This window comes from Paraniabella ginsengisoli, assembly GCF_022513635.1.
GTDB classification, from domain to species: domain Bacteria; phylum Bacteroidota; class Bacteroidia; order Chitinophagales; family Chitinophagaceae; genus Niabella; species Niabella ginsengisoli.
In genome coordinates, this window is the sequence record NZ_JAKWBL010000001.1 from 1,106,612 (window position 1) to 1,133,606 (window position 26,995).

Here is a 26,995-nt window from a genome sequence, read left to right on the forward strand (position 1 = left end):
TATTGATTTTACTGTTTTTTAGACCATTGAGAAACTACAATATATGAAGCGCAGGATATTGGTTATTGAGCAAGATGTTCAAATATTTGAACAGGTATTGGCAGCCCTGCTGAATGCTGGTTTTAATGAAGATGTTATTGATAGGAAATCGAAATTGGATAGTGTAGAAGTGGAAGGCGGAGATTGGGGCTTGACTATTATTTGTATTCATACCGAGATGGAGTTTGAAGTGATTCAATCAGCGCCGGAAATACGTCCGCGATTAATCATCTTATCTGATGCGTTGATGCCAGACTTACTTGAAGCAAAAGGATGGAATTGTCTCCAGCTAAGGGAGTTACAGTCGCGCCGGCGAAAGTACTTCTTAAGCAAATAAGGGAAATGAACGAACATTATGTTAAAAAGGATAAATTAAATACGGAAGTATTCGACTTTTGGGAAATAGTTTTTCATAATCCCATTCCAATGTGGATATATGACCGACATACCTATCAATTTCTTTACGTTAATCAGGCTGCCATCAATATGTATGGTTATACAGCTGCTGAATTTGAAAGCATGACTATAAAGGATATACGGCCAGAAGAAGATGTTGACATGCTAGTTTCAAATATCCGAAATAAACTTGGTCAAAGACGTTGGCGGCACAGAAACAAATCAGGTGATGTGTTTTATGTGGATGTCTTAGCCTGCGATCTTAACTATAAGCAAAGAGATATAGCCCTGGTTACTGTAATTGATATTAACGAAAAGGTTCTTGCTGCTGCTAAAAACGAACAACTGTTACAGACTGTCAATAATCAAAAGGAGCAGCTGGATGAACTACTCACTAATATGAATGAAGTAGTCTGGCAAACAAGAGCTGACAACTTCCAACTGCTATACACCAATCCTGCGTGTGTCAGAGTTTATGGCTATACACCGCAGGAAATGATGGCCGACCCCAATATATTTATAAACTCTATTGTTGATGAGGATAAGGAAAGATTTGAGGCATCGATTAAACAGGTACTGACTGAAGGTAAAACAAAATCCGAATTCAGTATACGTCATAGAGATGGATCCATCAAGTATTTGAGCGGGAATGCTGTGTTGAAGAAGGGCAATGGCTGTATCCCTGATACATTAAGTGGATTGACTATTGATATTACAGATATGGTGTTATCTCAAAATGCCCTATTGGCTAAATCGAGGGAACTTGAAAATATTCTGGAAAGCATTACGGATGGTTTTTGCACCATTGATAGGGATTGGCGTTTAACCTATGTGAATAAAGCATTTGAAAAAATGTTCTCAATCGAAAGATCAAATTCTCTTTACAAAAATATTTGGAAAGTGTTTCCACATTTAAAGGATTCCGTTTTTTATAAAGATTTAATGAGGGCAATGAACAGTCGAATAGCTGCTCATTCCGAAGGTTATCCACTTGCTTCTCAAAAATGGCTTTCAGTTTCTGTTTACCCTACAGAGAATGAGCTGGTCTTATATTTTTCAGATCGTACAGAAGAAAGGTCGCTAAAAGAGATGGTTGAAGAAAATGAACGTAGACTTAGGGCATTGATTGATAATACCAGCGACCTGATATGGTCTGTGAATAGAGACCTGATACTTACCGCAGCCAACCGAGCTTATATACATGCGAAACATCAGTTCACAGGAGTGTACCCTCATATTGGAGAAAGTGTAATGGGAAAGATAGCAAGGACAAAACAGGTAGAAGCGTGGGAACAACAATATAAGCGTGCTCTAAACGGAGAAGCTTTTAACGTTATTCAAAAATACGAAATGAATGGTGAACAAAAAATTGGTGAAACGAGATTTAATCCTGTCTATAATGATAGGAGTGATATTATTGGAGTAAGTTGCTTTAGCCGTGACATAACAGAGCGAACAACTCATTTATTAAAAATAGAGCAACAGAATGAGCGCCTGCGAGAAATAGCCTGGATTCAATCACATAAAGTTCGTAGTCATGTAGCTGCAATTATGGGACTTGTTGAGGTTTTAAATCTTGAAGATATTTCTGACATCAATAATGTTGAAACATTGCAACATATCTTAAATGTATCGCACGACTTAGACAACACAATTAAGGACATAAACGATAAAACCAAGGCAATTGATGAATAGCATATTCAGAATAAATTGAATCCAACGAATTTTAAGGCACAGATATTGTTAATAGATTAAAAACTAAGATCATGAACGTGAAACGTATTTTCGGAACTGTGCTCACCATTTTAGGTACTATTGGCTTAATTTATACGGGATATGAATTAATCAATAAAAATACCAGTTATACCTCACTTACTGTAATAGGTGTTATTGCATTAATCTTTTTTTCTCGGGTATAGGGTTGGTTAAAAATACAAAAGACGAAGCCTGAACTAATGGATGAACAATAGGTTTTAGATAAATGTAAGCGAGAGGGATTGCTTTATTTATCTCAACTGTCTGAAATCATTAGTCTATTTAATGATACTTTGATAATACACAACAAACCCCTTTTAAAAAGGGGTTTGTTTATAATAGGTGTTTATTGTAATCTGATCTTTAATCAAATTTGAGGTCATCAATGAAGCGATTAACATTTTCTTTTGTTTCGCCAGTACGTTTCTGAATACGGCCAATAACTTCATCTTCCTTACCTTCTTCGTACAATAAATCATCATCTGTAAGGTCAGCCCATTTCTGCTTCAAATTACCTTTTACTATATTCCAGTTACCTTTTACTTGATCATTAAACTTACTCATAATTTAATATTTTAATGGTTAAAAATAATTTTATTGATAATGGTAAATCAAGTACTGTACCACAACACAACAGTTCACAGTAATTAACATTCATTTTTATTTCTTTATAAATTTTTTAAGCATCTTTAAATTTTCTAATGCATTTCCCATTGTATTATTAAAGTAAACATACACAACCTTGCCCGATTCAAGCCATTCGGAAATATATCCTGCATATTCATATAAAAACCCTTCGTCATAGCTGCCTTTGTAATCTCCGGCAGGCCCGTGAAACCTTAAATATATGTAATTGGAATCCAGATCAGGCTGCGGTGGCTCGCTTCCTGTTTTATCATGAAAAACCATGGTTGCATTATGTGCATTCAGCAATTCATAAGTTGCTTCGTTATACCATGATTTATTTCGGAACTCTAATGCTATCGGCCATTTATCACGATTTACAATTTTTAATTGAGACAGTAACGATTTCAGTTTCTTTAACATTAAATAATTTATCGAAGGCGGAAATTGCAGAAGTACGAGACCTCCTTTTTTCTGGCCGGTGCAATCACCTCAAAGAACTTTTTTAAATCCTCACGTTTAAAATTTAACGATGGACTATGTGTAATTTCTTTCCAAAGTTTGAACGTAAATTGAAAGTCGTCACCTACCATTTCTGCCCATTGAGCGATTGTTGAAGCGCGGGGAAGCTTGTAAAAGATGGAATTAATTTCAATGGAGTTGAATAATGTACCATATACATTAAGGCGGCTTTTCCCTGCCAGGTCAGGCGGGTAGGCCAGTTTATTTTTATAAGGCAGAACCAGCCCGCTTGTTCCTGTATATAATGATTTCCTTCCATCCATTTTAGTATCGGTACTATTTAAGTACAATCATGCAAATACCGCTCCATCCAATTGATATTAATCATCAAGCAACAGCCAAACCGGTGCATGGTCGCTTGTTTTCTTCCAACCTCTAACATGCGAGTCAACTCCTGCTGCTGAAAGTCTGTAAGATAGTTGCGGGCTTAACAAAAAATGATCAAGCCTCAAGCTAGCGTTACGCTCATAAGATTTATAGAAATAATCCCAAAATGTATAAACACGCTGTTCAGGATGTAAATGTCGAATGGCATCTAACCAGCCTTGGGCGATCAAAGCTTTGTAAGCACGCCTGGGTTCTTGTCTGAAGAGGGCATTGGTGCGCCAGCGTTCGGGCTTGTACACATCCAGTTCTGTAGGAATAACATTGTAATCTCCTGCAAGAATAACCGGAACGTTTTCTGAAAGAAGATATTTTGCATGTTTTTTCAGGCGTTGGAACCATTTCATTTTATAGTCAAATTTTTCGCCTGGAGCCGGGTTCCCATTAGGCAGGTAAAGATTCCCCACAAGCATTTGAGCAACGATCACTTCAATATACCGGCTATGAATATCTTTTCTGTCGCCTGGTAAACGATCGCGAACTATTTGCATTGGTAGTCCTTTAGAAAGAATGGCTACACCATTCCAGCTTTTCTGTCCATTCCAAACTGCTTCATATCCAAGTCGCTCAATTTCTTTAATTGGAAACTTTTCCTGTACGCTTTTAAGTTCCTGCAAGCAAACAATATCAGGCTTTGCTTCTTTAAGCCATTTAAGTAAAACAGGTAAGCGGCCGTTAATGCCATTGATATTGTATGTTGCTATTTTCATAGAAGTGTCATCGTGCGTTATTTTTTCAAGATATCTTTTCTGCGTTCATTTAGCCAGGATTTTGTTGTAGACAGGTTTGTATTAAGCTTCATAGACTGTTTTTTGTTCCAGCAAAAGATCCTGTTATCGATTTTAAAGACAAACTGAAGCATTATTCCAAAGCTACTTTGAAGTATTTAAATTAGCCATTTTTGTATATCTAAAAAGATCTGAACTTTAATTGTCGTATAAATGATACTTTATTATACTATTGTAAATTCATTTAATAAGTTGGCCCGGCTAAATACGCAGTTAAACCCTAATGATAAATATATATTTAGTTACAAATTTTAACTAGCTTTATTTTATGAGGTATCCGGAGATTATATTGTTAGAAGAAAAGCAGGCTTTACTTGCTTCTATTGTTGATTCTTCCGAAGATGCTATTATAAGCAAGACGTTGCAGGGTATTATTACCAGTTGGAATCCCGCTGCTGAAAGAATGTTTGGATATAAAGAAGCTGAAATCATTGGGCAACATATCTCATGTATCATACCTGTTGATCGGCTGCATGAAGAAGAATTTATTATTGGAGAAGTTAGCAATGGCCGTCGTATTGAGCATTTTGAAACGATAAGGAAAAGTAAATCAGGCAACGAAATTGCTCTTTCATTATCTATATCGCCTGTTAAAAATAAAGACGGACAAATTATTGGAGCTTCTAAAATTGCCCGTGATATTAGCGTGTATAAGAAGACTGCCGAAAAACAAGATAGGTTAGCCGCAATCGTCAATAATTCTGATGATGCTATCATTAGTAAAACTTTAAATGGAATTATTACAAGTTGGAATAAAGCGGCTGAAAGATTATTTGGGTTTTCAGAGGCAGACGCCTTGAATCGCCATATTTCATTGATAATTCCGGAAGATAGGCTGGCTGAAGAGGAATACATCATTAATGAAATAAGCATGGGTAATAGTGTGGCTCATTTTGAAACCATCAGAATGACCAAGGATGGTCTTCGAATTCCTATATCGCTAACTATTTCACCAATTATCAGCCAGGATGGAAAGATAATAGGTGCGTCAAAAATTGCCAGAGACATTTCAGAAAAGATCGCTATTCAGGAAGAAAAAGAACGACTTTATAATGAGGTGAAATTGCTAAGCGAAAAGAAAGACGAATTCATTGCTATGACAACCCATGAACTAAAAACGCCTATTACATCATTAAGTGGTTTTCTACAGCTACTTGAAATGTATTATAGCAGCGATACTAAAAATGCCAGCATCGTACGTCGATGTATTAAACAGACGGATAAATTATCTCTTCTCATTAATGACCTTTTGGAGTTTTCAAAAATGAGGGCTGGCAAACTTAGGCTGCGCTATGAAACTTTTGATATGGTTCAGTTAGTTACAGAGGTGTTGGAAGCTTACAAAGAGTCGGAATGCCATCATTTTGTAGTGAACACAAAAGGACAAATTCTCATACATGCCGATCCTCTTAGAATTGAACAGGTTGTTGTAAACTTAGTAATTAATGCTATCAAGTACTCTCCGGCAGGAGGAAATATAGAAATTTCCATTTGGGAAAAAGAAGGCAACGTTTTTGCTTCAGTTAAAGATTATGGTATTGGGATTAGCCAGGAACTTATAGATAATTTATTTAGCCAGTTTTATAGAGCTGTCGAACCAAATTATAATATACCAGGGCTGGGAATGGGATTATATATAAGCAAGCAAATTATTGAGCGGCATAATGGAACGATTAATGTGAAAAGCGAGATATCTAAAGGTTCTACATTTGAGTTCATGCTTCCTGTATCGAAAGTTGAGGAAATATAAAACAATAATGATGAAGTATAAAAATGTTCTGATAGTTGAAGATGATATAGATATTAGAGAAGTTATTTCACTTGTTCTTACTGGCGATTACCAATTGACGATGTGTTCAAGCGCCCGTGCTTTGAATGCTGAGATATCTAAAGCGTTACCTGATGTAATCGTACTTGATATTATGCTTCCTGATGGAAATGGAGTTGATTTGTGCCAAAGGATAAAAAGTGACCCGCTATCTAAACATGTACCTATTTTGCTAATGTCCGCTCATAAAAATGAATCTACTTTGGAAAGCGGCGCTGACGCATTTATTGCCAAACCCTTTAATATTAAAAGTTTCCGATCACTAGTGGAAAGTTTTCTTTAGTGTGAAGCCTGGCCAACCTAAAATCTGTATTAAGGTCAAACTTTCGTCACTCTTTTGCAATTAGGTTAACAGAAATAGATCTAAAATGAAGGCCATAGCTGGAGTATGACCTTCTTTAATCTAAAAATTCTATATAGCACTGATATTTATATCAGCTTTTGCCAGTTCAGTGAGCGTTTCGTCGCAGGCCTTCTCCTGCTGAAGTATTTTAAGAAGATTGTTCAACGCGTTTTTTTCATTGAGCGCCTTTGCATAAGTGGCTAAAGTGCCATAAGTGGCAATTTCATAATGTTCTACCTTTTGAGCTGCGCCAATAATAGCCGCATCTCTAACGGCACCTGGTGTTGTTTCTTCAAGAATACCATCGGCCTCCTCTATAAGCCCCTGCATGGCGTCGCATTTTTTCGCTTTTGCTTTTTTGCCTAAAGATTTGAAAACGTCTTCTAATATTGCTACATGCCCCTGAGTTTCCTTCTGGTGTTTATCTACCGCTACTTTCAGATCAGGTGAAGAGGTGTTTTTGGATAGTTTAGTCAATGCTTTAACTAAGGCTTTTTCTGCCCAATAAATGTCTTGTAAACCATGTTCTAAAAGATCTGCCAATTGCGTTGCTGCATCTTTTTTAGGAGCTACTTTTTTAGAGGTTGATTTTTTTGCAGGCGCCTTTTTAGGAGCCACTTTTTTAAGATTCTGTGCTTTTGCCATAAAAAATGGGTTTAAGGGTTAAGATTTTTATAATAGATATTTAGAGTTTATATTAACTGGGCCAATAACATATTGCTTCGAAACATTATGGATAATTATTTCATTTGGCTGTTAGAGTAGTTCAATTTGCGTACAAAAAAATAATATGCGAAAGTTTCTAAAGAAATGGAAAGATGGACAGCTGAAAGGGAAAGAGTTTCAGTTTTTAAAATAGCTACTCTTAAATTCTATGTTTGTAGTAACAGCAGGCGAAAATGATAAAGAATAGAACTGCTGCTTACAGGACGTCATTCCCTTCACTTTAGATCTGTATTTAACAGATACTGATATTTATTTATAATTTTGGACGAAATTGACGAGCGATGAGATCATGGAAAAATGAATTTTCTTTGTTATAAAACATATCTATTTATGGACCTAAAATCAATACAGCAGGCTATTGGCGAGTACGTATCCAACTATTTTGACGAGCAGCATTCCGAAGATTTTTCGTACCATAATTTAGAACATACAACTGGCGTGGTGGCAGCAACAGCAGAATTGAGCGATCACTACAACTTGTCTGAACGGGAAAAGTTTATTGCTCAGGCGGCAGCCTGGTTTCATGATTTAGGTTATTTCGTTGATGCTGACAATCACGAAGCGGAGAGCATGATAATGGCAGCGAATTTCTTACGGGAAAAAAATGTGGATGGGGTGACAATAGAGGAAGTCAAAAGTTGTATAAAGGCAACGAAAATGCCCCAGAAGCCAAAGAACCTGCTGGAGCAGATTGTTTGTGATGCAGACATGTCACATTTCTCCACAAATTCTTTCTCTGATAAAAGCAAGCGATTGCGAAAAGAACTTCAATCCAGATGTGGCCTGGCGATCAGCAAAGATGCATGGCGGCATCAAACAATTTGCCTCCTTGAAGTACACAAGTATCATACAGATTATGCACGCGATAATTGGAATGTAAAAAAATGGAAAATTTATTAGATCAGCAAAAAAAGGATCAAAAGACTAAAGATTATTTCCCTGATACAAATGAACCCACTGGTGGCAAGAAAAACAAAAAGGGAAATGGTGAGCGTCCTGAAAAAGGCATAGAAACAATGTTTCGCATTACATCTACCAATAACCAGCGCTTAAGTGATATGGCTGATAAAAAAGCAGATATTCTTATTACGGTTAATTCTATTTTGTTATCGGCCATATTAAGTTTATTGATTCGAAGACTGGAAAGCAATACTCATTTGATTATTCCAACCATTCTTATTTTAATCGTTTCGGCTATTACTTTGATTTACGCAATCCTTGCGACGAGACCTAAAATACCAAATGGCGTATTTAGTAAGCAGGATGTTGAAGACAAAAATGTGAACTTGCTTTTTTTGGAAATTTTTATAAAATGAATTTTGAAGAATATAGAGATGGTATGTGGAAAGTAATGGAGGATAGAGACTTTTTGTACGGCTCGTTGGTAAGAGATGTGTATTCGCAAGGTATTGTGTTGGGCCGTAAGTATAAGCTATTGCGTGTTGCATATAATGTATTCATGTTTGGATTAATAGCATCCATACTGGCTTTTGTTATTGCAATTTTTTCAGTAGTTTAAATAATTTAGGATGCAACTAAAAGGAAGGGATATTAGTTGGCTGGAGTTTAATGAACGCTTATTAGATGAAGCGTCCGACGAAACAGTTCCATTAGCAGAACGTTTAAAGTTTCTGTCTATTTACTCTTCTAACCTGGATGAATTTTCGCGAGTGCGTATTCCTACTATTATTGCGTTGGGAAAAGTTCAAAAGCAAACAAAAGTTGAGTCGGCAAAGAAAATAACAGACATTATCAATCGTCAACTGGAACGGTTCGGAAGCATTATTAAAAATGTTATCAATGGTTTAAAGGAACGCAACGTTCATATTGTATATAATGAACCTATTCCGAAGGAGGTAGCCCGGCAAACAGATGATTATTTTTTCGCACAGATAGCTGCATTTTTAAGGATTTATTATCCAAAGTCCGAAGATGATTTTTTTCCTGAGAACAATCATATTTATTTGGCGGTTCATTTGCAAAAGAACAATGCCAAGCAGTTAGCAGTAATAACGATTCCATCGGATTTCTTACCTCGTTTTCTTTCTGTAAATGAAAACGGAGTGCAATATGCTATTCCCATCGAAGACATTATCAAATTGAAACTTGCTTTTTTATGGCCTGATATTATTGCTCAAAAAGCGTATAGTTTTAAAGTAACCCGTGATGCAGAATTAGATCTTGAAGATGAATTTAAAGGTAATCTGGCGCAAAAAATTGCTACGCAGATCGCAAAGAGAGATTTTGGTTTGGTAACAAGATTGTTGTATGATAAAGAAATGCCTACAGAATTGCTCGAACAATTGGTGCATAGTTTTAATCTGCAAAACGCAATGGTAACACCGGGAGGCACTTACCACAATCTGAAAGATCTTTCAGCAATTTCAATTGCTGATCCTTCTTTGAAAGATGAACCCTGGCCTGCTATATCTTATCCATTAGCGAAAGATCGCTTATTACAGAATATATTGCAACGCGATATATTACTGCATTTGCCTTTCCATAATTATGATATTGTGTTAAGATTTTTCAATGAAGCTGCTCTTGACGCAAACGTTGAAGAGATCAGTATGACTATGTATCGTATATCGGGTACTTCACGCATTGCTGAAGCGTTGATCACAGCTGCGATGAGCGGAAAGAAAGTTACTGTTTTTGTAGAATTGAAGGCGCGGTTTGATGAAGCTAATAACATTAGCTGGGCTAAGAAAATGAAGAAAGCTGGTGTGCGTATTATTTACAGCATACCTCAAATGAAAGTACATGCTAAAGTTGTACTGATCAAAAGAAAGGATAAAGGAAAGTTGCAATATATTGGATTGTTGGGCACAGGTAATTTTAATGAAGTGACTGCAAGATTTTATACAGATCAAATGTTGATGACGAGTAATACTGATTTGTTGAAAGACTTAGACCAATTATTTGAATTATTAAAGAAGAAAAATAAGGCTTTAGCCGCAGATGCGCTCCTTCCAAAATATTTATTGATTGCTCCGTTCAATTTGCAGAGTCGTTTTGAAGCTTTAATTGACAGAGAAATCGGTTATGCTAAATCAGGTAGCAAAGCAAAAATGATTATCAAGATCAATAATCTCGAAGATGAAAAAATGATAATGAAATTGTATGAAGCTTCTAATGAAGGAGTCGAAATACAATTAATTGTTCGGGGCATTTGTAGATTAATGCCTGGTGTTAAAGCGCAAAGTGAAAATATTAAAGTAATCAGAGTTGTTGATCGTTATCTTGAACACGGGCGTATTTTCTGGTTTTATAATAATGGAGAAGACGAAGTGTATCTGGGCTCGGCTGATTGGATGACCAGAAATTTATATCGACGAATAGAAGTTTGTTTTCCTGTTTTAGACCCTTCGGCCAAAACATCTTTAAAGCATGTGCTTGAAATTTATTTAAACGATACAACCAAAGAAATATCAAGTACAGCAGGACGTAATAATATTCCTGTAACGAAAGGAAAAGCCAGGCGAGCTCAGGCAGAAATGTATCAGTGGGTAAAAGAACAATTGCATGTATAAAACGCTACAACAAATGAGGTATAAAATTGCATGTATAAGCTTTGTAGTATTGTCTATTACGTTATTAGCTTGTGGACAAAAAAGGGAGGAGCAGCATTTGTCTCCTCCTGGTTATGATTTGTCTGTTTTCGAAAAAATATTAATAGGAGATGACCTGTTAGAAATTTCCGGAATCGCCTTTGCTCCAGGTAAATTTGACACATTGTATGCGCACCAGGATGAGGAAGCTGCCTTGTTTAAAGTAGGCATTCCCTCCGGTAAATATAAAAGGATAGACTTCGGCGGCGCTGGTGATTTTGAAGATATTGCTATCAAATCTGATACGATATTGATGCTTGAATCCAAAGGTTCTTTTAATGGGCTTTTGTTGGATAGTATAAATGGCAAGGAAACTATACCATTTGCAAGCTGGGAAAAAATATTGCCCAAAGGTGAATATGAAGGCCTTTTCGCAGACCCACTAACCAACAGCTATTATGTACTTTGTAAATCATGTAAAGGCGATAAGAAGAGCAATCATATTACAGTGTATCAAATAGGTTTGTTGAAAGATTCACTAACCGTTACGAATAACTATAATATAGATGTATCTAAAATTGTAGAACAATCGGAAAAGAAAAAAGCAGCTTTTCAACCGTCTGCATTAGCACGGCATCCCCTTACTAAAGATTTTTACATTATTTCTTCAATAAATAAAATGCTTGTGGTTTTGGATGGTCAGTGGCAGATAAAAGATATTTATCCATTAGAAAGGCGATACTTGTTGCAACCAGAAGGACTGGCGTTTGACGGTAATGGTAATATGTACATTAGCAGCGAAGGCGATGAACTGCAAGCTGGGAGAATTTTAAAATTTGCTTATAAGCCTAAAAACTGATGATAGCTGACAAAACAGCAATAGTTATATTAGGGATGATATGTTCCATTGCTGCCTGGGCTCAACCAAAAGTAGCGCAGCGAATTATTCTTATTGGTGACGCCGGAGAAATTAATCATCAACAAACAACAGTTGTGCCGGATGCGGCAGGTAAGGTTTTGCCAAATATTACGACCGTATTTTACTTAGGCGACAATATTTACCCAAGAGGGATGGGCCTTCCTGGTACAGAAGATGCCATAAAAGGAAGGGATATTTTGCAGTCTCAATTTGAACCATTTCGTGCTAAAGAAACTCCTGTCTATTTTTTACCTGGTAATCATGATTGGGACAGAATGGGAAAACGAGGACTTGAAAAGATAAAAGCTCAAAGTGCTTTTATTAATGGACGTAATGATCCGGGACTAAAAATGATTCCTGCTGATGGTTGCCCAGATCCAATCGCTATTCCAATAGGGAGGGAGGCTGTTGTGATTGCCTATGATTCTGAATGGTGGCTCTTTCAGCACAATAAAGAAAATAAAGATACTGATTGTGATTGCGATACAGAATCAGACATATTAGATAAACTGGCTGCATTATTTTTGCAGAATAAGGATAAATTGATCTTCCTGGCAAGCCATCATCCTTTTCGTTCTTATGGCGTACATGGAGGTAAGTACACTTGGAAAGACCATCTTTTTCCTTTCACAGCCATTAACAAAAATGCATACGTGCCGTTGCCTGGTCTTGGTTCATTATATCCATTGCTCAGAAAAAGTGTTTTTTAAACGCAGAAGACATTGCTCATCCACAATACCAGCATTTGATCAGAAGCGTAGAAACTGCTGCAGAAGGTTTTCCAAATATTATCAAGGTTGCTGGGCACGAGCATGGCTTGCAGTTGATAGAAGATGAAGGTTTGCAAATTGTAAGTGGTGCCGGTGCTAAAAGTACCTATGCTAAAAAAGGATCAAAGTCTCTTTTTGCAGATGCGCGGCAGGGTTTTGTTGTAGTAGATATTTATGAGGATAAAACTGCCGATATTCAATACTATGCCTATTCCGATGGAGAGATAAATGCAGTTTACAAGCATAGAACTTCTTATGATATTTTGGATAGTGCCGGTAATGACACTTATGCGGAGTTGTTAGAAAAAGACAGTGTGATTACTTCGGCTAATCCAAAGTACGACAAGGTTAATAAATTACATCGAAAGATTTTTGGTGAGAACTACCGAAAGGAATGGCGGCGCCAACCAAACTTCCGGTGCTTCATTTAAGCAAGCTATATGGAGGTTTGAAGCCTTTACAGCGCGGCGGAGGCATGCAAACTGTTTCTTTACGTTTGGCAGACAGTTCTGGTAAGGAATGGGTTTTACGTAGTGTTAACAAAAATCCCGATGGCGTACTGCCCGAAGAACTTCGTTCCACTTTCGCCAAAGATCTGGTGGATGATTATGTTAGCGGCCAGCATCCTTACTCGGCTTTAATGATACCGCCTTTGGCTGAAGCGCTGAAAGTACAGCATGCATCGCCGATTATTGGAGTAGTTGCACCAGACGATAACTTGGGAGTGTATAATAATTTGATGGCAGGTAGTATGGCTTTGTTAGAAGAAAGAGAACCTGGTGGTAATTCTGATAACTCTGAAAAATTCATCAAATCTTTGATGAAGGATAATGATAACACATTTAAAGCAAAAACATTTTTCAGAGCAATGGCGCTGGATTTGTTGGTTTCGGACTGGGACAGGCATGAGGATCAATGGCGCTGGCAAAACATTAGTGATACTAAAGATAAAGACTATGCTCCGGTGCCCAGAGATCGGGATCAGGTGCTAAAAATCAATACAGGTATTGTTCCGAAAATGATTACACGGCCGTGGTTGATGCCGACTTTCCAGGGTTTTGACAGCATCATAGCATCCGTTAAATATTCTTTATACAAGCATCGGTTTGTACATTCATTTCCAGCCTTTCAGTTTTCGAAAGACGAATGGAAAGAAATGACTGATGACTTCGTTAATACAATATCAGATTCTGTGATTGACGAAGCTATCGGCAAATTACCCATGTCGGCGCAGCAGATACGTGGTCAACAGTTAGCCACGAAGATGAAAAAGCGCAGAGACCATATCCCTGCTGCCTTAGATAAATATTATGATTTTTATAATGAGATCGTAGACCTGCGGCTAAGTAATAAAAATGAAATGATACAACTTGAAGATGGACCAGCAGGTGGGCTACATGTTACTGTAAGAAAAATAAATAAAGACGGAGAGATTAAAGGTAAATTAGTAGACAGAGTTTATGATCCAGCTATAACTAAAGAGTTGAGAGTTTACACAGGTGATGGAAATGATACGGTGCGTATAGATTATACAACTTCGCCTGTTCGTGTTAGGTTGATTGGTGGTGTAAATAAGAAGCATATCGTTGTAACAAAACCAGGTAAAAGGATTCCATTTTATACTCATGCTGACAGTGTGACTTATGAGGGTATTGAAAATCGTATCAGGAAAAGAATAAGCAACGACTCTGCGCAGACAGCATTTGTGCCGGTTAATTTGTACTCTAAAACAATGCCTTTGACTACTGTTGGTTTTAACAGGGATGACGGATTTATTTTAGGCGCCGGTTTTAGGCATGTTCAACAAAAAGGGTTCCGTAAAGTACCGTATAGTAGTTCACAACAACTGGTCTTTTCAGGGGCATTTGCTACTGGCGCATTCAAAGTAAAAGCCAAAGCGGACTGGATCAATGTTTTGGGGAAAGCAGATGTTGAAGTGAATGCAACAACCTATGCACCGCATAATACACATAATTTTTTCGGGGTTGGAAACAATTCCGTTTACGACAAGGATAAGTCGATCAGCTATTACCGAAGCCGCTACACATTGGTGCAAATAGATCCGTTGCTGCGCTGGCGCATGGACAAAAACGTTACAATGCGATTGGGCCCTGCGTTTCAATACTATAGTTTGGAAGAAGAGGATAATGAAGGTCGTTTTATTATGAACCATCGCTTAAAAACCTACGATAGCGTTACTTTCAACCAGCCAAAAGCTTTTGCCGGAGTGGTTTTTTCTTATGAAAAAGATAGTAGAAACAATAAAGTTTTTCCATCTGGCGGCGGTCTTTTTTCTGTTGACTTAAGAGGTTATACGGGTTTGAATGGTTACAGTAAATCTTTTGTACAGGCAATTCCCTCATTGTCCATTTATTTATCACTAAATAAACAATCATCTATTATTTTGGCTAACCGTCTGGGCGGTGGTATTACTTTTGGTCAGGCAGCCTTCTATCAATCGGTTTTTTTGGGTGGGCATGATAACTTACGAGGTTTCAGAAATTATCGTTTCGCCGGCAATCATATGTTATATAACAATCTTGAATTACGGATGCGTTTAGCGCAAATTGGCAGTTACATTTTGCCAGGACAATTAGGCGTAACATTTTTTATGATGCAGGAAAAGTGTGGGCAGCGGGCACTGACAACAGATCTATACATCAGGGTATGGGTGGCGGTATTTATTTTGCGCCTGCAAATATTGCAGTTTTTCAATTATTGGCAGGATATTCTAAGGAAGGATGGAACCCTCATTTTACCATGGGATTCAGATTTTAATTTAAGCAGCGATGGGAACTTTTTTACAGAAATATTTTGATTTAACGAAAATCAACACCAGCTTTTCTTTTGCGCCGTTTTACCAATTTCTCCAAAAACGAACAGAAAATGAGGATGATGTAAAGCGAAAAATGCTGCAATATTTTGCAACGCGTATTGAAGAAGCTGGTGTGCAGGAAAAAGATATATCGGCAGATGAGCTTCCCCAGTATAAAGAGCTGCTCGATATTTTGTATGTTAGTCTTACTAATATTATGATAGATGGCAGTAAAGACATTTGGGGGTTACAGCTCCATTCACATCTACGTTTGCTTATGGCACGCCTTTATTATATCAGTTTTTTATTGATCAAAAAACAGGCTGGTTAAAACCTGAATTTATATCCAATTTTAAAGAAATAGGAACAATAGCCCTGAGGAGTATTTACAAAATAATACTGCATCGGTTGTATGGAATGGCTCATTCACCTATGGATGAATTTGTGTACAGGTACGTGGATCATAACACAGGATTATACAAATTTTTCAAAATAAATTTTAATCATGATTTTATCGAAATCATGTCGAACGCAGAAATGCCGGAGATAGATGAACAAATAATAAACGGAACTACTGATGATGATATATTTTTAAAATATGCGCTAAAAACACTGCCTCTCACCAGCTTTAAGTTTAGAGGATTTGTTGTACTCACTTTAACGGATGTTACCCAGCAACAAAGCCTTGCATATATAAAAGAACGGTTGTGGAAGTTAAGAGCCGATGAGCGACACGATAAATCTTTGTTTGAAGATCTTCATATTGCCGTAAAATCTTTGCTGAATTCTAATAAGATAGAAATCGGTGCAATGCCATTTCTTTTATTAAATGATAAAATGGTACGCAAGCTGGATGATGATCATGGGCTTTTATGTAATTCGAAGATTGACGAAACTGAAATCTGCACTTTTTTTAAAAAGATCGAAGCCAGCGGTAAACCTGTTATTATAAGTGATATTAGAAAAGAATCGGATTTGTCTTTGTTTGTTTCGAAGTTGTTGAAATCAACACCTTATCTTTCTTACGCGGCTATCCCGATAATGTATCAACAGAAGATACTGGGTATTCTGGAATTGTACGCATCAGAGCCCGATATAATTAGTGCTGAAAAAATTAAGCCTCTCGAAAGTCTGTATGCCGAACTGGCTCAGTTAATGAAAATGGGCCATGAGATATTTCAACATAGCATCCATGAAGTTATTTCCAATCGGTTTACAGTTATTCAACCATCGGTTGCATGGAAGTTTAACGAAGTAGCGTTTAAATATTTTCAGCAACAAATGACTCACGGAAAAGTAATAGAAACGGTTCCCATTGTTTTTGAATCCGTATTTCCCCTATATGGAGCAGTTGATATTCGAAACTCATCTTTAATAAGAAATAATGCTATTCGTGCAGACTGGCAATTGCAATTGCAGTGGTTACAAAAGATGACCAAAGAATTAGCACCTTTTAATTTACTGGAAATACAAAAGCTGATTCAACGACAAATTGATTTTTTTAATAAAAATAATATCGACAGGCCTATCAGTAGCGAAACTATATCGATTTGGAACACGCTTGATCGAACAATGCAAAAGCTAGTAAAGGTCGCCATGCAAGAGAAGCCAGAAATAGTTCCAATTTGCCAAGCTTATATTGAAGCTATAGATATTAATACCGGTTCATGTAGTATCAACCGGCGTAATCTTGACGTTTCTATGCAGCAGGTAATATCGGGTATAGATCTGCTGTTGGATGAGATGAATAAAAAAATGCAACAAATTTTTCCTGCCTATTACAACAAGTTTCGCACAGATGGTATAGAGTACGATTTATATGTAGGCAAATCCATCAACCCGCAAATGGATTTCAATACAGAACAGTTACACATGCTCCACGCTCTTCAGTTAGAATATATGAGAAAGGTTGCGCTGTCTAATGCGGCACAGCAACATGCGCTTTTGGTGCCGTTACAATCTACTCAGCTTATTTTCGTTAATACGGATGTAATTGACATCACATTCCGCGAAGATGAAAAACGCTTTGATGTTGAGGGTGCTTACAATATCCGTTACCAGATGATTAAAAAACGGATTGATAAAATACACCTTCTTGATTCCAGTGAACGCCTTACCCAACCCGGAAAAATAGCTATCGTTTATTTTAATGAATCTGATGTTGCAGATTATAGAACCCAGCTACAAGAACTTAAAGAAAAAGGAATGTTTTCAAACCTGGAATATCTGGAGCTTGAAGAACTGCAAGGCATTACCGGTTTAAAAGCGCTGCGGGTAACAATCGAGGACATTTAAGGCAGCACACATTTTTTATTTTCTTTTGACTGGCCTTCCAAACCGCCTTAGTTACAAAGTGCCCCATCAGAGAACCCAGCACCACATCACTTGCCCAATGCCGATTGTGATAGATTCTGGAAATTGCGGTAACAGAAGCCAGTGAATATACCAGCGGAGGAACCCATTTGTGATCCTGGAATTCCAAGGCTAAAGCCGTAGCAACAGTAAAGATGGTGTTACTATGCCCGCTTGGAGACGAGGTATAACGCGGTTTTGCAAAAGGTGCGGCATAGTCCCAGGATGAAGCGGCTGCATCAGGCCTGTTGCGTCGGATGAGTTTTTTAGATGCTGTGTAAACAATAGTAGAAATAACAAGAGACTTCATTCCAGTAAGACCAGCAGACTCAAACCTGGGTTGTTTGGTTATAGCGCCAATTGCATACATGGCAGGAAATAAGTAGGTGCCATAGGTATTTCCAAAAGGCTCAACAACTTTGGCAACGCCATCTGCAAAATTGGTTTTATTATGTTGCACTGCATTCCTGATTTCCCAATCGGCTAATAGAACGGCACCCGTGCCAGCTATTGCTATTGAGAACCGCGTCCAGTCTTTTTTATTCCACGCTGCCGGGCGGGAGACAGTATAGGTAAGCGCTGGTATAAAGCTCTTCAGATATTCTTTATTTAATTTGTAAGATGGAGATGCAGTTGAGGCACTGTCCGTTTTTACTAAAGTATCAGATGACAATTTCGTAATTTCGGGACTATCGATCGAGTCATTTACCTGCCCAAATATATTCGAGAGAGAAAAGTAGAAAAACAGAGATGTTACACACACAGCGACGAAAAAGATAGTTCATGCATACCAAATTGAGCCGCAAAGTATAAAATATTTTTTACATGCACCGACTCTACAATACTGTAAATAAAACTGTTAATACTTAAGTAGATTAAAATGTTGGCAAAAGATAAGTTGAATAGTGCCGCCACTTTCTAACATACTAATTCTTAAATTTGTTTTATCCGTTAATTATATAAATGCGAATACGATTACCTAAGTTAATCGACACTGTTGAATAATAATGATGACTAAGTAGTGTATTCTCAAATCTTGAAAATATCCCATTATCAATTTTTTATATGGAAAAGAATTTTATAGCGAGAATAGTTTTGATTGTGGTCTTGATATTTACTGTTGGCTTTGCTTACAGTCAAAAACTAAATGTAGGTGTGGTGGGCTTGAGTCATGACCATGCACATGTAATAATGAATCAATATAAATCCGGAGAAGTAAATATTATCGCTATTGCAGAGCCGGATAACGGTTTAAAAGAGCGTTATAAAAAAGCTTATAATCTTCCTGAGTCAATATTTTATTCATCAATAAATGAGATGTTGGCTCATACAAAACCTGATGCGGTGCTGGCTTACAATGCTATTTCTGATCACTTAGCTGTGGTAGAAGCATGTGCACCAAAAGGTATATCGGTAATGGTAGAAAAGCCGCTTGCAACTACTGTTGAACAGGCGGAGAAAATGAAGGTCTTAAAAGATAAACATAAGATACAAATACTTGTAAATTATGAAACGACCTGGTATCCTTCTAATCAACAAATTTATTCCTTGGTAAATAGCGGCACAGTTGGCGAAGTGAGAAAGATGATCGTTCATGACGGCCACCAGGGACCGGTTGAAATCGGCTGCAGTAAAGATTTTTTAGCTTGGTTAACTGATCCCGTAAAGAATGGGGGAGGCGCCATCACTGACTTTGGTTGTTATGGGGCTAATATTATGACATGGTTGATGAAAGGTGAAGCTCCTGTTGCGGTAAGCGCGATTACTCATCAAATAAAACCTGAGATATATCCAAATGTTGATGATGATGCAACAATTTTGCTTGAGTATCCAAATGCAACAGGTATTATCGAAGCATCATGGAACTGGCCGTTCAGTATAAAAGACTGGGAGGTTTTTGGCGTGAAAGGCTATTTGCATGCTAAAGATGCGCAAACTCTTGAACACAGAGATAATAAAGTATCGGAAAAATTGAGCTTGCAACCTGTTATCTATAAAGATAATCTTGCTTATTTGTCTGCTGCTTTGAAGGGAGAAATAAAAGATGAAAATGACCTTTCTTCTTTTAATGTTAACATGATCGTAGTAAAAATTCTTGCAGCAGCAAAAGAATCAGCAAAAACAGGAAAGAAAGTGAAATTGTGAGACATTCATTATGCTCCGCTTCTTTCCTCAGCAACATTTATTTCAAAAGGAAACATAAAAGAAGCACTTGTTTCCAGTTGATAAGATAATTGTTTTTCGAGATGAGCTCTTGCATCTTCTGTGTAACTGTCTTTAAAAACCGTTATTTGAATGTCTATGAACCTGGCAATTCCTGAACAGCTTCCTTTCAAAATATGCATGCTTTTTTTTTTTACTTCAACGTTTTTAATTTTTTGCCCAAAGAGTTCATAACATAAAAGTTTTACATCTTCAACTGAAATGATTTTTCCTTTCGATGATAGTTGTCTTACAAGCATTTGTTTTTGAGCATAATCGTTAAGGATCTCCATACCGCCTAATGCTGGTGTAATAGAGAAGCAACTTCCTGCTTCTACAATACTGTGCTGTACTGCTTTAAAGCTGGCGTTGGCCTTAACAAAACTGGCTTCGGAAGGAAATGTATTCCAATATGAAACCTGTACTGTTTCTCCCGGATTTTTAGCTTTTAACAAAGCATACCTAAATGTAGGTTTTTCATCTTTCGACATTTGTACCTGGTCTTCAAGCCTGGTAAGTATTTTAGATATTTCATTAAGACGTGAGCTGATGAAATCGTTGCTGGTCCTGCTAAAATAGGCACTTTCATCTCTGATCGCTTCAAGCAAGCTTTTTAATGCATTTCGTATATCGTTACTGCTGTTTTTGCTAACCCTTGCTGCTCTTATAATGGCCTGTCCTTCTTCAACGGGGCTATCGTAGTTAGCCGCCTGAAGCCGGTATTTTAATCCATTCAAACCTTCAATAGAGTGAATGTCGAGAAAAGTACCATTTACCTGTAAAGGAATAATATTGATCCATTGCTCTGTTTTATGGAATATCTTTTCTAATCGACGGTTTATAACAGGAAATGCATTAATGGCCATTTGCAAACGCTCCATAACTTCAGCGCTAAAAGGTCTTCGAAGCATAATGGTACAAAATATTGCATTATTGTTTTTTATTTCCTGTGCCAGTTTTTCAGGAAGCCCCTGCATCAATAAATGCTGTTCCGGCAAGCCTTCTATTGGTGAGGCGTTTTCATCAATAGTAAAAAACTGGTTATTATAAATGCCTGAGGTTTCTCTTTGTATTTTGCGGGAATAATCGTTGTTGTTATTGAATGCATCTTTAATAGATGCTTCATATTGTGCGTTCTTAAAAAATCCATTTTTAAGATTTGTTTTGATTCCATTTAATGATAGTGTTGCATCCTGCAGAGAAAAATAAAAATTATTAGCTTCAGAGTGGCCTTTTAGATCAAAAAATATTTGCAGCCCTGCGAGCGATTTAATAGGTGTCTTGCTGCTTATTGTAAAATGTATCTGCTGAATCATGCCTGCACCCTTATCCTGATGAACTATGTTTTTTTACCATCATTCTGATACTTAAAAACGCTATTGCCAGTTCTTAAATAACCAAGGTTTGCTTTTATGAGTTTGGTTTCACCAATGGGTGTGAAGTTGAGTTCAATCTCTTTACTGGCTTCATCAGCCTTCGAAATTTTTGCAACAGTGCTGAAGTTTAGATCGCTCTTTAAAATGCAGGTTTCATCTAAAGGTTTTGCAGTTACAATGCAGGAAGCGGGTTTAGCTCTTAATAGCGAATGTGGCAACATTAGTGATGCCAGCTCGTTCAATAAAGTTCCCTGAATGTCTTTAATTCTATAGCCCAGCGATTCAATCTCTCCAGCTACCGCATCAAAAAGTAATACGGCTAACGGATCAAAGTTTGCTTCAATTTCATTTTCCTCAAGATTCCAGTGTTCAGCTGCAAGCCTGATCATCCGGTCTTTTATTTGTTCTCTGCTCTGAACTTCCATATCAAGCGTTTTATAAATTAAAATTATTGCACGAGCGCAGGTGCATGTAGCATCGAAATTGTGTCACTCCCTTCATCTTCCAGATTATTGCTCATCTTTTTTAATCTAACGTATAGGGACTTATAAAAAATCCGGTTTGAAAAGTAAAGGGTTCCATATTTCTCCTTGTTTTTCCTTTTACAACAATTTCAATTTTTTTCTTTTGTACTTCTATGTTATTTACAAAGGCGCTGGCCAATCTGACATTGACATCCAACGCAACATCTGTTATCCTTTTTTCGTACCTGGTTATTTGTTGTTTCAGACTGTTAATAATAAGTTCTTTTCTCACGTCATTATTTAAATGAATATCGTAATCGCTTTCCCAAAAAGAAGAACCGTAATGTTCATCTGTTTTATTTTCGCCAGGAACAGTAGTAATGATCAGGTGCAAGTTTCTATACACCGAATCAAGTAAGGTGCAAGCGGGTAATTTTTTATTTTCAAAACAATGCTGAAACCGTAGCGGTAATTTTAAATAATCGGGCATGAATATTATTTGTATTCGATGTAAATAATTTTAACACAGTTGCCGTTTGCTTCGTCACGAACAACTTTAAAAGATTCGATCTTTCTCTTCTTTTTTAATATTAATACGCCTTTCTTTTCCTTTAATTCATTACAGAGTGCTGCGAATGTTGTAGACTCATTGTTGGCCATCACTTTAGTTCCGGCTCCATTGCATAAAATATTAGTGAAGTCTTCCACGTTTTTCTTGCCATCTATCACGCCTTGTATCATTGATTTTATTGCAGGCTCAGGTAATTGATCATAAACTTTTGCAGGCGGTGCAGCAGGTTCTTGCTTAGGTGCTTCGTTTTGAAGTTGAACTGCTTCGTCTGTTTTTTTATCGTCTAAAGGCAAAGGCTCTTCAGGAATGGGTGGTACATCTAAAGGCGAGACGGGTGGTAGGTTCGCAGCTTGCTCCAACTGTGCACCCGAATCAACAACCTGAATGATCTTTTTATAAGTCTTGTTGTTATCAACTTTTAAGATAATAGTAAAATTTCCTGCCTTTGTAAAAATGATCTTAGCCGAGTTACTGGTTTGTGCAGACAACTCTGGCATTTCTTCAACACTCCATTCATAATTGGCGCCAACTGCACTTGTGTTAAATATTGCCTCGTCTCCAACTGATAATATATCTGCTGAAATAATTGGGCTAATAACAGGTGCATTGATATTAAGCGTGGTATTGCCTTGTGTAACCCGAATGTTGAATGATTGTAAACACTTGCCATTTAAAATAGCTTTCACCAGATAATAACCTTCTTTTAAATAAGTATGTGTAACTACATTGCCTGATCTTTTTCTGATCCGTCATCAAACTCCCACAAAATATTTATGCTTTTTGATGTGTTAGAAGCTGAAAAAGTTATCTGCTCATTTATATAAAAAGTTTGTTTACTATCATTTTCAATGTGATTCAGTTTGCCGGCGGCGGATATGCTAAAGTTGGGACATGGCACATTTGTCGCAACCTTGTAGGCTAGTAATCCTGTCGATAAAAAAGCGAGTACAATAAGTGATAGCCACACTTTGAAATCTATACCTGCCCATTTTTTTGTAAGCGAACGATGCATATAAAAGATTTTTCCGTTGCCAATTATTTTTGTCTGAGAATTAGGTTTTGAGTTTGCAATTGGTTGTATGATTCCTGCCACTTTACAAGAGAATTCTTGAGCTCTAGTATTTGAGCGTTATACATGGCAACAACAGAATCTTTGTTACCAGCAGCCCGTAAACCTCTTTTGTCGGATTGCATATTGTTCAGCGCTTTAATAACCTGGCTGTACAAACCTTTCGACGTTACTTCGTTTTTGGAGAGTATAGCATCCATTTCTTGTATTTTTTGGGTGATGCGTCCATCGAGTAAGCCAGATTTTTGGGGATCGATATTCACTGTATCCAGCAAGGATTGAGCTTCTGCCATGGTTGACGTAAAATCATTACGGAAAAGGTTTTCCTTGTCGACAATTGCCAATTGCTCCTGAAGTTTTTCATTTTCTGCATAAGGAATTTTGATGCCGAAAAAAATGGCAGTTATGATTACTGCGATTGTCAGTATAAAAAAAGCAGGAACCTGCTGAAGGCTTTTTGTCTATCGTGAGCGTTTAATGGTTTCATATGCTTTTGAAAAATTTAGTGGGATGCTTGGTAGCGTTTTTATGTCTTAAATGTTATCCAAAAAATCTTCTTTTGGGTTTAGTATTGTTGTGCTCAGATGTATCATTTATATATCCTTCCTTAACGAAAATGCCGGATTCTTTTTTCTTACCAATAAATTCCAGATTACTTAATGTGTTGAATAGTTTGCCGGTGACCTTTGCGAATTGTATGATCGCAGTAATATTTTCATTGATATCATTATGATTGTAGCGTAACGTTGCCATGTTGGTCAGCAGTGATTCCAGTTCGCCTTGCTTCAATTCACTCCATTCACTCAGGTAATTCATTAGCTCCTCTTTTCCCGAACCTGTACGCAAATCGATCGTGTTTTTGAGTATTCTTGCCAAACCAACAATGGCACTGATCATTTTGACTGGCGGCTCGTAAATGTAAAGCCACCTGAAATCTGTAATAGCTTTGCTTAGATAAATCATTATGCGATCACAGCAAAATTGTGCTAACTCTGCCAATTCGTTTTGCTGGCTTTTTTATAGATCTTTTGAACTATTTGTGAAGAAGCCTGCTCTAGATTTGCCAAAAAACTGTCAAGCTCAGAATGCAGGCCTAAAAGGTCTTGCGAAGCATTCACTGTTAAAAATGGAGGTAAATAATCTTCGGCAACTTTAAGTGTTCCGCCAGTAGGTTCAAGTTTGCCGATCACCAATGCGTAAGGATTGTGAGCGTATTGATTAAATTCATGAGCGGCGATAATCTGAAATTGATGTGATGGTTTTGCATAAGGGAATCTTGGCGGGTTCTCAGCTGGATTAATATTGCCAAAAGGTTCCTTATCGTACGGCTGTGTGGTCAGAACTACCCAACACACATCATTCGCTGAAGCCGGAAGCGTGAGTGATACAAATGGGTTTCCATCCTGATGATCGCTTTTGTCTGTTGCATTAATGTTCATAAATACGCCACCAATCGATACTGCTTTGCAAGAAATAAGATTGATACGTAATGTGTTTTGATTGTCTATAGCGAGTTGTATATTGAAGTTATTCTCACCGGGAAATATGCCATATCTGATGGGTGAAAGAGTAGAAGACAATAGGTTGTAAAGTTCAAATGTTTGTGCATTATCCTGTGCAATGAAAATGTCTTTGTTTAGTTTCATTCCATCGGTCCAGTTTACATGCGGATATGTAGTTTGCTTTTCCATGTTGTCGTTTTGCTTTTGTTTGTTTAAATCACTCTTTCACAAATCACAACTGAGTTTTCTTTGAGCTTATTATATTTAATGGTTAGCGCAGCGTCTAAAATTTTGAGAATGTATTCCATTTCGGTTTGGTTCTGAAAGTCCATTCATCAATGCTTTCTCCGTTTGCATATTTTATGGGTGTTTCAACTTGTACGTCGTTGTAATCATTGATGAAATGATAGAATAGGTCTCCTAATTTCATATTCTCTGGCGCTTTTACGGTAAAATAAGTGCTTTCCTTGTCTGTTTCAGTTTTAGGTATTTCTAACCCTATAACGTACAATCTTTCTTTTTCATCTTCGTCCGGGAGCTCAATAGTATTGTCTAGGGGATATTTCCAATAATTATATAATGGCTGTGGAATGGAGATTGCTGCATCAAATACGTGTAGCAGCAAAAAAGGAATTAAGAGAAAAAGCATGCATAATAGCATTGGAAAATGCATGAAATCTTTGGCCTTGATAAAATATTGTAATGATGAAAAGATAGCTACTGATAGTAGGATGATAGAGATGCAGAAAAGAAATTCAGCAAAGAATTGTTTGGTCCAGTTGTCGTGCCTTATCTTAAAATATTTTTTATGAACCATTAAGACAATGAACATTCCGAACAACAGGAACACAGCTGACAATATCCAGAAAGTAAAAAATAGATTTTTAGTTATATAGGTTGTGGCAAATGCAATGCCAGATACAATAGCTGATGAAGCAATATTAAATATCCACGGCTTTTTACCATAGTTTCCAAAACTGCTGCTCAATGGTTTTATAAATGCCATGATCAGCAATGATGAAGCCAGGAATGCTCCTGCAAAAATTAAAAAGTATTTTAAGGCCATTTTTTATTGAGTTTTGAATAGTTGCTATAGATAAGTGCCTATTCCTAATATATTTTCATGTGTTTCTTTTACAAGGTTAGCTGCTGGTATAAAATCAAATATGATATCAACATCAAGAGGCACAAAAATTTCAACAAAGCGATCAATCATATTTTTCATTGGAGCTTGATCAACATATAACGCTAATTCTGTATCAGGAATATCGCAGACTGTGCATTTCCAGAAAATAATCAGCTCTAAGCCATGATTGCCGGCAATAGAGTCAATGCCTAGTCGCTGTTGGCTCAATGTTCTTTGGTCAAAAAAGACCTATCAATATCCTGAACTGACTTCAGTATGATCTTTCTGTTTAACACATTACTTAAAGCTAATTCTGTTGCTGCCATATTACCTTTTATAGAATCACAATAGGGCATTAACTGTAACAATCTTCCAGCATTTGTTTCTGGCAGATCCGTACTTATATTCCAAAATTTGTAAAAAGAACTGTTCAGTTTGCCGTTCTGGATATCATAAAGTGTATCGCGTTCGGCTGTTTCTGCGGCAGCTTTGTACTGAAATAATAATTGTTCAAGAGGTGCAAAAAATTTTCGGGCCTGCTTTTCTTCTTCTTTAAATTGTTTATGTTCTTCAATTGCTTCTGTTACTGAATTGATTTTGCTACTTCCTTTTGTTTGATGAAATAGTCCTTCTGGAAGGCGATCATAAATACTATCTCTGTTCAGTGTTATTTCAAACGTCAGGTTATTATCATACTCTTCAATTATTACGCTGTCAACATCATTGCTATATCCTTTTTTGAAGCCACCTTTATTATAAGTTTTAAGGTTACTTGTAGCATGACCGGCTTCTACAAGTGAAGCAAATATTGCTTCAGCCGTATATGACAATTTCGAAATAGCATTATTTATAGGGCGGCTCATGACGATTTAA

31 protein-coding genes and 1 pseudogene are annotated in these 26,995 nt (G+C 37.1%); 16 read left to right on the forward strand and 16 right to left on the reverse strand.

The window, feature by feature from the left end; genetic code table 11:
• Nucleotides 1–43 precede the first annotated feature (43 nt).
• From MKP09_RS06185 to MKP09_RS06195, 3 genes are all read left to right on the forward strand, one after another.
• Nucleotides 44–376: a hypothetical protein gene (locus tag MKP09_RS06185; RefSeq protein WP_240826902.1), complete on the forward strand. Its 333-nt coding sequence runs from the start codon at nt 44–46 to the stop codon at nt 374–376.
• A gap of 5 nt (nt 377–381) precedes the next feature.
• Entirely contained in the window at nt 382–2,130 is a 1,749-nt protein-coding gene (locus MKP09_RS06190; protein WP_240826903.1) for a PAS domain-containing protein, read from the forward strand.
• Nucleotides 2,131–2,201: 71 nt separating this feature from the next.
• Nucleotides 2,202–2,354 carry a hypothetical protein gene (locus MKP09_RS06195; protein WP_240826904.1) on the forward strand — a complete coding sequence of 51 codons (153 nt, stop codon included), beginning with the start codon at nt 2,202–2,204 and terminating at the stop codon, nt 2,352–2,354.
• Between the two features lie 199 nt (nt 2,355–2,553).
• Here MKP09_RS06195 and MKP09_RS06200 read toward each other — a convergent pair whose 3' ends face one another.
• From MKP09_RS06200 to xth, 3 genes and pseudogenes are all read right to left on the reverse strand, one after another.
• The gene (locus MKP09_RS06200; RefSeq protein WP_240826905.1) at nt 2,554–2,754 is read right to left on the reverse strand and encodes a CsbD family protein; all 201 of its coding nucleotides are present in this window, start codon (nt 2,752–2,754) and stop codon (nt 2,554–2,556) included.
• A 96-nt stretch (nt 2,755–2,850) separates the two neighbouring features.
• Nucleotides 2,851–3,599, reverse strand: a pseudogene (locus MKP09_RS27910) (DUF72 domain-containing protein).
• A 57-nt stretch (nt 3,600–3,656) separates the two neighbouring features.
• Entirely contained in the window at nt 3,657–4,430 is a 774-nt protein-coding gene (gene xth / locus MKP09_RS06215) for an exodeoxyribonuclease III (RefSeq protein ID WP_240826908.1), read from the reverse strand.
• A 346-nt stretch (nt 4,431–4,776) separates the two neighbouring features.
• Between xth and MKP09_RS06220 the strand changes: the two genes are divergently transcribed.
• On the forward strand, nt 4,777–6,258 hold the full coding sequence (locus tag MKP09_RS06220; protein WP_240826909.1) for a PAS domain S-box protein: 1,482 nt from the start codon (nt 4,777–4,779) through the stop codon (nt 6,256–6,258).
• Nucleotides 6,259–6,265: 7 nt separating this feature from the next.
• Nucleotides 6,266–6,619, forward strand: coding sequence for a response regulator transcription factor (locus MKP09_RS06225; protein WP_240826910.1), 354 nt, complete (start codon nt 6,266–6,268; stop codon nt 6,617–6,619).
• A 129-nt stretch (nt 6,620–6,748) separates the two neighbouring features.
• Here MKP09_RS06225 and MKP09_RS06230 read toward each other — a convergent pair whose 3' ends face one another.
• A complete protein-coding gene (locus tag MKP09_RS06230) occupies nt 6,749–7,324 on the reverse strand; it encodes a YciE/YciF ferroxidase family protein (protein WP_240826911.1) in 576 nt (191 codons plus the stop codon).
• Between the two features lie 411 nt (nt 7,325–7,735).
• On the opposite strand from MKP09_RS06230, the gene MKP09_RS06235 reads away from it, so the two are divergent.
• The 10 genes from MKP09_RS06235 to MKP09_RS06275 all read left to right on the forward strand — a co-directional run bounded on the left by MKP09_RS06235 (nt 7,736) and on the right by MKP09_RS06275 (nt 17,755).
• Entirely contained in the window at nt 7,736–8,305 is a 570-nt protein-coding gene (locus tag MKP09_RS06235) for an HD domain-containing protein (RefSeq protein WP_240826912.1), read from the forward strand.
• A complete protein-coding gene (locus MKP09_RS28860; protein ID WP_490355036.1) occupies nt 8,290–8,721 on the forward strand; it encodes a Pycsar system effector family protein in 432 nt (143 codons plus the stop codon). The genes MKP09_RS06235 and MKP09_RS28860 overlap by 16 nt, the downstream gene beginning before the upstream one ends.
• Nucleotides 8,718–8,924, forward strand: a complete 207-nt coding sequence (locus MKP09_RS28865) for a Pycsar system effector family protein (RefSeq protein ID WP_490355037.1) — start codon at nt 8,718–8,720, stop codon at nt 8,922–8,924. Before MKP09_RS28860 ends, MKP09_RS28865 begins: the two co-directional genes overlap by 4 nt.
• 10 nt (nt 8,925–8,934) lie before the next feature.
• Nucleotides 8,935–10,938, forward strand: a complete 2,004-nt coding sequence (gene ppk1 / locus MKP09_RS06245; RefSeq protein WP_240826913.1) for a polyphosphate kinase 1 — start codon at nt 8,935–8,937, stop codon at nt 10,936–10,938.
• Entirely contained in the window at nt 10,931–11,815 is an 885-nt protein-coding gene (locus tag MKP09_RS06250; protein WP_240826914.1) for an SdiA-regulated domain-containing protein, read from the forward strand. Before ppk1 ends, MKP09_RS06250 begins: the two co-directional genes overlap by 8 nt.
• On the forward strand, nt 11,815–12,585 hold the full coding sequence (locus MKP09_RS06255; protein WP_240826915.1) for a metallophosphoesterase: 771 nt from the start codon (nt 11,815–11,817) through the stop codon (nt 12,583–12,585). Before MKP09_RS06250 ends, MKP09_RS06255 begins: the two co-directional genes overlap by 1 nt.
• 35 nt (nt 12,586–12,620) lie before the next feature.
• On the forward strand, nt 12,621–13,076 hold the full coding sequence (locus MKP09_RS06260; protein ID WP_240826916.1) for a hypothetical protein: 456 nt from the start codon (nt 12,621–12,623) through the stop codon (nt 13,074–13,076).
• Nucleotides 13,040–15,463 carry a BamA/TamA family outer membrane protein gene (locus MKP09_RS06265; protein WP_240826917.1) on the forward strand — a complete coding sequence of 808 codons (2,424 nt, stop codon included), beginning with the start codon at nt 13,040–13,042 and terminating at the stop codon, nt 15,461–15,463. Before MKP09_RS06260 ends, MKP09_RS06265 begins: the two co-directional genes overlap by 37 nt.
• On the forward strand, nt 15,435–15,791 hold the full coding sequence (locus MKP09_RS06270; protein ID WP_240826918.1) for a hypothetical protein: 357 nt from the start codon (nt 15,435–15,437) through the stop codon (nt 15,789–15,791). The genes MKP09_RS06265 and MKP09_RS06270 overlap by 29 nt, the downstream gene beginning before the upstream one ends.
• Nucleotides 15,792–15,982: 191 nt before the next feature.
• Complete coding sequence (locus MKP09_RS06275; protein ID WP_240826919.1) at nt 15,983–17,755, forward strand: GAF domain-containing protein; 1,773 nt, start codon at nt 15,983–15,985, stop codon at nt 17,753–17,755.
• Here the strand turns inward: MKP09_RS06275 and MKP09_RS06280 are convergent.
• Nucleotides 17,712–18,485: a phosphatase PAP2 family protein gene (locus MKP09_RS06280; protein WP_240826920.1), complete on the reverse strand. Its 774-nt coding sequence runs from the start codon at nt 18,483–18,485 to the stop codon at nt 17,712–17,714. The genes MKP09_RS06275 and MKP09_RS06280 overlap by 44 nt on opposite strands.
• Before the next feature lie 392 nt (nt 18,486–18,877).
• On the opposite strand from MKP09_RS06280, the gene MKP09_RS06285 reads away from it, so the two are divergent.
• Entirely contained in the window at nt 18,878–19,957 is a 1,080-nt protein-coding gene (locus tag MKP09_RS06285) for a Gfo/Idh/MocA family protein (RefSeq protein WP_240826921.1), read from the forward strand.
• A gap of 8 nt (nt 19,958–19,965) precedes the next feature.
• Here MKP09_RS06285 and MKP09_RS06290 read toward each other — a convergent pair whose 3' ends face one another.
• The 11 genes from MKP09_RS06290 to MKP09_RS06340 all read right to left on the reverse strand — a co-directional run bounded on the left by MKP09_RS06290 (nt 19,966) and on the right by MKP09_RS06340 (nt 26,985).
• The gene (locus MKP09_RS06290; RefSeq protein WP_240826922.1) at nt 19,966–21,330 is read right to left on the reverse strand and encodes a hypothetical protein; all 1,365 of its coding nucleotides are present in this window, start codon (nt 21,328–21,330) and stop codon (nt 19,966–19,968) included.
• A 23-nt stretch (nt 21,331–21,353) separates the two neighbouring features.
• A complete protein-coding gene (locus tag MKP09_RS06295) occupies nt 21,354–21,815 on the reverse strand; it encodes a hypothetical protein (RefSeq protein WP_240826923.1) in 462 nt (153 codons plus the stop codon).
• Nucleotides 21,816–21,915: 100 nt separating this feature from the next.
• Entirely contained in the window at nt 21,916–22,344 is a 429-nt protein-coding gene (locus MKP09_RS06300; protein ID WP_240826924.1) for a GPW/gp25 family protein, read from the reverse strand.
• Nucleotides 22,345–22,349: 5 nt separating this feature from the next.
• Nucleotides 22,350–23,111 (reverse strand): hypothetical protein, encoded by a 762-nt coding sequence (locus MKP09_RS06305; protein WP_240826925.1) that lies wholly within the window; start codon nt 23,109–23,111, stop codon nt 22,350–22,352.
• 35 nt (nt 23,112–23,146) lie between these two features.
• On the reverse strand, nt 23,147–23,437 hold the full coding sequence (locus MKP09_RS06310) for a hypothetical protein (protein WP_240826926.1): 291 nt from the start codon (nt 23,435–23,437) through the stop codon (nt 23,147–23,149).
• Nucleotides 23,438–23,460: 23 nt separating this feature from the next.
• Nucleotides 23,461–23,922, reverse strand: coding sequence for a type VI secretion system TssO (gene tssO / locus MKP09_RS06315; RefSeq protein WP_317235260.1), 462 nt, complete (start codon nt 23,920–23,922; stop codon nt 23,461–23,463).
• A gap of 112 nt (nt 23,923–24,034) precedes the next feature.
• Complete coding sequence (locus tag MKP09_RS06320) at nt 24,035–24,493, reverse strand: hypothetical protein (protein WP_240826927.1); 459 nt, start codon at nt 24,491–24,493, stop codon at nt 24,035–24,037.
• The gene (locus tag MKP09_RS06325) at nt 24,481–25,185 is read right to left on the reverse strand and encodes a hypothetical protein (protein WP_240826928.1); all 705 of its coding nucleotides are present in this window, start codon (nt 25,183–25,185) and stop codon (nt 24,481–24,483) included. Before MKP09_RS06325 ends, MKP09_RS06320 begins: the two co-directional genes overlap by 13 nt.
• Nucleotides 25,186–25,279: 94 nt before the next feature.
• Nucleotides 25,280–26,062, reverse strand: coding sequence for a TssN family type VI secretion system protein (locus MKP09_RS06330; RefSeq protein ID WP_240826929.1), 783 nt, complete (start codon nt 26,060–26,062; stop codon nt 25,280–25,282).
• Between the two features lie 24 nt (nt 26,063–26,086).
• On the reverse strand, nt 26,087–26,350 hold the full coding sequence (locus MKP09_RS06335; RefSeq protein ID WP_240826930.1) for a hypothetical protein: 264 nt from the start codon (nt 26,348–26,350) through the stop codon (nt 26,087–26,089).
• Nucleotides 26,347–26,985 (reverse strand): hypothetical protein, encoded by a 639-nt coding sequence (locus tag MKP09_RS06340; RefSeq protein ID WP_240826931.1) that lies wholly within the window; start codon nt 26,983–26,985, stop codon nt 26,347–26,349. Before MKP09_RS06340 ends, MKP09_RS06335 begins: the two co-directional genes overlap by 4 nt.
• Nucleotides 26,986–26,995: the final 10 nt, after the last annotated feature.

Bases quoted from the DNA above. Each gene is read 5' to 3' on its own strand.
- MKP09_RS06185 (WP_240826902.1), top strand. From the start codon at position 44: ATGAAGCGCAGGATATTGGTTATTGAGCAAGATGTTCAAATATTTGAA.
- MKP09_RS06190 (WP_240826903.1), top strand. From the start codon at position 382: ATGAACGAACATTATGTTAAAAAGGATAAATTAAATACGGAAGTATTC.
- MKP09_RS06195 (WP_240826904.1), top strand. From the start codon at position 2,202: ATGAACGTGAAACGTATTTTCGGAACTGTGCTCACCATTTTAGGTACT.
- MKP09_RS06200 (WP_240826905.1), bottom strand. From the start codon at position 2,754: ATGAGTAAGTTTAATGATCAAGTAAAAGGTAACTGGAATATAGTAAAA.
- xth (WP_240826908.1), bottom strand. From the start codon at position 4,430: ATGAAAATAGCAACATACAATATCAATGGCATTAACGGCCGCTTACCT.
- MKP09_RS06220 (WP_240826909.1), top strand. From the start codon at position 4,777: ATGAGGTATCCGGAGATTATATTGTTAGAAGAAAAGCAGGCTTTACTT.
- MKP09_RS06225 (WP_240826910.1), top strand. From the start codon at position 6,266: ATGATGAAGTATAAAAATGTTCTGATAGTTGAAGATGATATAGATATT.
- MKP09_RS06230 (WP_240826911.1), bottom strand. From the start codon at position 7,324: ATGGCAAAAGCACAGAATCTTAAAAAAGTGGCTCCTAAAAAGGCGCCT.
- MKP09_RS06235 (WP_240826912.1), top strand. From the start codon at position 7,736: ATGGACCTAAAATCAATACAGCAGGCTATTGGCGAGTACGTATCCAAC.
- MKP09_RS28860 (WP_490355036.1), top strand. From the start codon at position 8,290: ATGGAAAATTTATTAGATCAGCAAAAAAAGGATCAAAAGACTAAAGAT.
- MKP09_RS28865 (WP_490355037.1), top strand. From the start codon at position 8,718: ATGAATTTTGAAGAATATAGAGATGGTATGTGGAAAGTAATGGAGGAT.
- ppk1 (WP_240826913.1), top strand. From the start codon at position 8,935: ATGCAACTAAAAGGAAGGGATATTAGTTGGCTGGAGTTTAATGAACGC.
- MKP09_RS06250 (WP_240826914.1), top strand. From the start codon at position 10,931: ATGTATAAAACGCTACAACAAATGAGGTATAAAATTGCATGTATAAGC.
- MKP09_RS06255 (WP_240826915.1), top strand. From the start codon at position 11,815: ATGATAGCTGACAAAACAGCAATAGTTATATTAGGGATGATATGTTCC.
- MKP09_RS06265 (WP_240826917.1), top strand. From the start codon at position 13,040: ATGGCGGCGCCAACCAAACTTCCGGTGCTTCATTTAAGCAAGCTATAT.
- MKP09_RS06270 (WP_240826918.1), top strand. From the start codon at position 15,435: ATGGGAACTTTTTTACAGAAATATTTTGATTTAACGAAAATCAACACC.
- MKP09_RS06275 (WP_240826919.1), top strand. From the start codon at position 15,983: ATGTCGAACGCAGAAATGCCGGAGATAGATGAACAAATAATAAACGGA.
- MKP09_RS06285 (WP_240826921.1), top strand. From the start codon at position 18,878: ATGGAAAAGAATTTTATAGCGAGAATAGTTTTGATTGTGGTCTTGATA.
- MKP09_RS06290 (WP_240826922.1), bottom strand. From the start codon at position 21,330: ATGATTCAGCAGATACATTTTACAATAAGCAGCAAGACACCTATTAAA.
- MKP09_RS06295 (WP_240826923.1), bottom strand. From the start codon at position 21,815: ATGGAAGTTCAGAGCAGAGAACAAATAAAAGACCGGATGATCAGGCTT.
- MKP09_RS06300 (WP_240826924.1), bottom strand. From the start codon at position 22,344: ATGCCCGATTATTTAAAATTACCGCTACGGTTTCAGCATTGTTTTGAA.
- MKP09_RS06310 (WP_240826926.1), bottom strand. From the start codon at position 23,437: ATGCATCGTTCGCTTACAAAAAAATGGGCAGGTATAGATTTCAAAGTG.
- MKP09_RS06325 (WP_240826928.1), bottom strand. From the start codon at position 25,185: ATGGAAAAGCAAACTACATATCCGCATGTAAACTGGACCGATGGAATG.
- MKP09_RS06330 (WP_240826929.1), bottom strand. From the start codon at position 26,062: ATGGCCTTAAAATACTTTTTAATTTTTGCAGGAGCATTCCTGGCTTCA.
- MKP09_RS06340 (WP_240826931.1), bottom strand. From the start codon at position 26,985: ATGAGCCGCCCTATAAATAATGCTATTTCGAAATTGTCATATACGGCT.